Annotated in this window: 3 protein-coding genes; all 3 read right to left on the bottom strand. The window is 44.2% G+C overall.

Annotation, left to right across the window (positions count from 1 at the left end):
* The coding region (locus FA727_RS25500; protein ID WP_158318956.1) for a gag-polypeptide of LTR copia-type domain-containing protein at positions 1-667 on the bottom strand (667 nt) is incomplete at its 3' end.
* A gap of 436 nt (positions 668-1,103) precedes the next feature.
* Positions 1,104-3,206 (bottom strand): Ty1/Copia family ribonuclease HI, encoded by a 2,103-nt coding sequence (locus FA727_RS25495; RefSeq protein WP_158318955.1) that lies wholly within the window; start codon positions 3,204-3,206, stop codon positions 1,104-1,106.
* A 5-nt stretch (positions 3,207-3,211) separates the two neighbouring features.
* Positions 3,212-4,351, bottom strand: a 1,140-nt coding sequence (locus tag FA727_RS25490) for a hypothetical protein (protein WP_206663857.1), incomplete at its 5' end; no start/stop codon positions are given.

Genomic DNA, 4,351 nt, shown 5'->3' with positions numbered 1-4,351 from the left:
GAGTGCCAATGAGTCCATCAATCGTGAACTCCTGCCTCCTGTGTTTCAGAGAAGTAGCAAAGTCCCTCCAAGAAGGTGGCAGCTTGGAGATGATACCTCCGGCCACAAACTTGTCGGGCAGCACACAAGGGTTCTCTTTGTTGCAACAGCCGAGGTCTTTTGCTAGCACATGCAATTCATTAGCTTGTTTCACCATAGGACGGTCTTCCACCATTCTGTAGTCTAGGAACTGCTCCATGAGATACAGCTCACTGCCAGCATCAGACACCCCGTACTGAGCATCAAGGGCGTCCCACATCTCTTTCCCAGACTTCTTCTTAAGAAGGGGATTAATCAGATGTGGGGCAATCACACCAAGGATGCATCCGCGGAAGAGATTATCTTTAACCTCGAACGCACTTCCCTGCTCGGAGGTGCATTGTTCGGGCTTCCCTTGCGCCACATCCATGATGCCCATGGTGGTTAACCACAGTACCATTCGTTCACGCCAACTCACAAAATTTGTACCGTCAAAAGTGTTTGGCTTAATGGATGAAGCAAATTGAGCAACCGAAAACCTATCAAAATAATTATCACTAAAATCAGGTTTCTGGATTGTTGGATAATTATCTGCAATAGGCCATATTTTAATTCCAAAGGTTATAATTAAATTCACAAATATTTGCATGACTATAGTGAGTGAAACAATCCATGTGCACGTGTAAACAAGTTTCACCAGAGCTCTACACTGATACTAGGCTGCAGTAGCATCCCCGCTGTTTTGGAGCTTATGGGTCATACTCCATGCCTTTCATGAGTTTCTAGAGATCACCCAAATCTCATAGACTATGACCAGTAGTCAGGCTCATATAGGTGTGTTCCTTAAAGATGTTCTGTAGGACAACATCTCTGTTTCAATGAAACAACTGCCTTGTTCCATGAAACCACTTGGAGCACATTAAGGTATAAACCATCCTACCTTACAGGGTTGAAGAGAAATGCATCTTCTCATGGAATGAGCCTTTATTAAAGGTTCTCTTCTCTCAGTTACACTAAAGCTTGTTGCTCCATCCTGCTTCACGGGATCTCCGATCACACAGAATAGGTTTCGACCATAGAGTAACTCACGTGGGTCTCAAGCCCAATTCCAAAGATGCATAGTCTATCACATTGCGTGAAAGACCCTTTGTGAATTGATCTGCCAGGTTTTTAGCCGTCTGAATATAATCCAAGGCTATAACTCCGGAGTTTCTCAGTTTCCTGACAGACTTTAACCGCCTTTTCACATGTCTGGATGACTTCATGTTGTCCTTAGAACTGTTCACCTTGATAATCACAGTTTGATTATCACAGTTCATCAGAATTGCCGGTATCGGTTTTTCAACTATCGGCAGGTCAGTAAGGAGTTCACGAAGCCATTCGGCCTCAACTGTGGCGGTATCCAGTGCTGTGAGTTCTGCTTCCATTGTTGACCTCGTTAAGATGGTCTGCTTGCAAGACTTCCAGGAAACAGCGCCACCTCCGAGTGTGAACACATAACCACTCGTGGCCTTGAGCTCATCAGCATCTGATATCCAGTTCGAATCACAATACCCTTCTAGAACCTTAGGGTCCCCGGTATAATGAATTCCATAGTCCATTGTTCCTACTAGATAGCGCATTACTCTTTCAAGAGCTCTCCAGTGATCATCGCCCGGGTTTGAAACAAACCGACTCAATTTGCTCACAACATATGCGATGTCAGGCCTCATAGCGCTGGCTAGATACATCAATGAACCAATTATTTGAGAGTATCTCAGTTGATCTCTCGTTATCCTTTTATTCTTTTTCAATATCAGACTGGCATCATAAGGAGTTGAGACAGACTTGTAGTCGCTGTAGCCAAAGCGACTCAACATCTTCTCCACATAGTGGGCCTGTGACAGAGTCACCCCACCATTTCCATCCTTTACCAGCTTGATATTGAGGATAACATCGGCCTCTCCCAGATCTTTCATCTCAAAGCTCTGAGAGAGAAAATCCTTGACTTCCTTAATCACACTAAGGTTAGTCCCGAAGATCAGTATGTCATCCACATACAGACACAGAATCACTCCATCACCTCCACCAAAACGATAGTACACACATTTGTCGGCTTCGTTTGAAACAAAACCAACAGAGGTTAGAGTTTTGTCAAACTTCTCATGCCACTGCTTAGGTGCTTGCTTGAGACCATACAGAGACTTCAACAGCTTGCACACCTTTCCCTCTTGACCATTTGCCACAAACCCATCAGGCTGATCCATATAGATCTCCTCTTCCAACTCCCCATTTAGGAAAGCTGTCTTCACGTCCATTTGATGAACGAGAAGCCCATAGGAGGCTGCCAGTGAGAGTAGCACTCGAATAGTGGTCAAACGAGCAACAGGTGAGTAAGTGTCAAAATAGTCCTCTCCTTCTTTCTGGGTATAACCCTTGGCCACAAGCCTAGCCTTGTACTTTTCGATAGTACCATCAGGCCTAAGCTTTTTCTTGAACACCCATTTGCATCCCACAGGCTTGCATCCATAAGGGCGATCAACAACCTCCCAGGTACCATTAGTCATGATAGAGTCCATTTCATTTCTGACAGCTTCCTTCCAATAGTCAGCGTCAGGAGTTGAATATGCCTCTTTAATGGTCCTAGGCGTGTCATCCACGAGGTATATAATGAAATCATCACTAAAAGACTTTGCAGTCTTCTGTCTCTTACTCCTTCTAGGAGCTTCATTGTTATCCTCCTCAGGATGTCTCACATGAGAGAATTCATCGTGTACAATCGGTTCGGCAGAGATATCATCCTCGATAATCTCTTGCCTAGATGAACTTGTTCCATTTTTCATTGGAAACATGTTCTCAAAGAACGTAGCATCTCTGGTCTCAAAAATTGTACCGACCGCCATGTCAGGTACTCCAGAGTTCACTACCAAGAATCTATATCCAACGCTATGAATAGCATAACCAAGAAAAACACAATCTACAGTTTTAGGTCCAAGTTTGCGCTTCTTGTTGATGGGCACACATGCTTTGGCCAAACAACCCCAAGTACGCAAGTAGGAAAGCGTTAGCCTTTTCTTTTCCCATTCCTCGAATGGTGTCTTCTCTTTATTCTTTGGAGGTACACGGTTTAGGACATGACATGCTGTCAATATAGCCTCACCCCACCATTCCCTAGAAAGTCCCGAGGTATCCAACATGGCGTTAACCAAGTCAGTCAAGGTTCGGTTCTTTCTGTCGGCAACCCCGTTTGACTGGGGGGAATAGGGAGGCGTCCTCTCATGAATAATGCCGTGTTCTTCGCAGAATAAATCAAACGACTTTGAAAAGTATTCGCCACCGCGATCCGACCTAATTCTTTTGATTTTTCTCTCAAGTTGGTTTCTACTTCAGCCTTATAGATTTTAAAGTAGTCTAATGCTTCATCCTTAGTTTGCAACAAATAAACATAGCAAAATCTAGTCACATCATCTATTAACGTCATGAAGTATCTCTTTCCACCCTTTGTCAACACACCATTCATCTCGCAAAGATCAGAATGTATGAGTTCTAGTGGTGCCAAGTGTCTCTCCTCGGCTACCTTGTGAGGCTTCCGAGGTTGTTTCGATTGCACACAACTATGACACTTAGAACCTTTGGCAATGGTGAAATTCGGAATTAAACACATGCTGGAAAGCCGAGACATCAAACCAAAATTCACATGACATAAACGTGAATGCCAAATGCTCGCATCATCACTAATAGTGCCACAAATATGGTTCACGGACTTATTACAAAAATCAGCAAGAGAAAAGCGGAACAAGCCTCCGCAATCATAGCCTTTACCAACGAATTGTCCATGTTTTGACACGACAAATTTATTGGACTCTAACACTACTTTAAACCCGTCCTTGATCAGGACCGACCCGCTCACAAGATTCTTATTGATAGTGGGGACATGCTGCACGTTGTTCAGCTGCACGATCTTTCCCGAAGTAAACTTCAGATCGACCATGCCAACACCATGAACAGAAGCATGTGACCCATTGCCCATCAGCACGGAAGAATCCCGGATAAACTGGTAAGAAGAAAACATGGATATGTCAGCACACACATGAACATTAGCACCCGTATCAAGCCACCAACTCGTGGATTGAAAAACTGAAAGTACGGTAGGTAAATTACCATACCCATCAGTATTGCCAATGGTCACCATGTTGACATCCTTGGGCTCCTTAGCTTTGTTTCCCTTGCGGTCTGCACGATCTGGACAATCCTTGGAGAAGTGTCCCAGCTCACCACAAGTAAAACACTTCAGCTCAGCCTTGTTCTTCTTCTTCTTGAAGGTAGTAGTCTTCATGGGCTTGTTTTTCTCCTT

It is taken from the genome of Robertmurraya kyonggiensis (genome assembly GCF_005116465.1).
GTDB lineage: Bacteria > Bacillota > Bacilli > Bacillales > Cytobacillaceae > Robertmurraya > Robertmurraya kyonggiensis.
This window is presented reverse-complemented; position numbering and strand designations above follow the sequence as displayed.